Raw genomic sequence first — 515 nt, 5'->3', positions numbered from 1 at the left:
TTGTCCTCGCTAAAGCGAACAACTTTACCTGCTTTAGAGAACAGCATAATGTCGCTTGAACCCGTTGTGATACCAACGCCGATTAGAGAATCGTCATCACGTAGGTTCACCGCAATTAGACCGTTTGAACGTACGTTTGCAAACTGGTCTAGAGAAGTCTTCTTAACGGTACCGTCGCCAGTTGCCATGAAGATGAACTTGTCTGCTGAGAACTCATCAACCGGAAGAATTGCAGTGATACGCTCACCATCTTCCAATGGAAGGATGTTCACGATCGGTTTACCACGTGCAGTACGGCTCGCTAGTGGCAATTGGTAAACTTTCAGACGGTAAGTCTTACCGCGAGTAGAGAAACATAGAATGTTGTCGTGGGTATTCGCCACTAGAAGACGTTCAATGTAGTCTTCATCTTTCATTCGAGTTGCACTCTTACCTTTACCACCACGGCGCTGTGCTTCGTAGTCGCTTAGGATTTGGTACTTAACGTAACCTTCGTGAGATAGAGTTACGACTAC

General features: G+C 46.0%; 1 protein-coding gene. It reads right to left on the bottom strand.

The features are described from left to right. Nucleotides 1–515: DNA gyrase C-terminal beta-propeller domain-containing protein (locus R7O13_RS30990; protein ID WP_318305742.1), on the bottom strand; the 515-nt coding region annotated here is incomplete at both ends.

The organism is Vibrio sp. Y176 (genome assembly GCF_033438945.1).
Note: the sequence above shows the minus strand (reverse complement) of the source record. Positions and strands in the feature narration are given on the sequence as shown.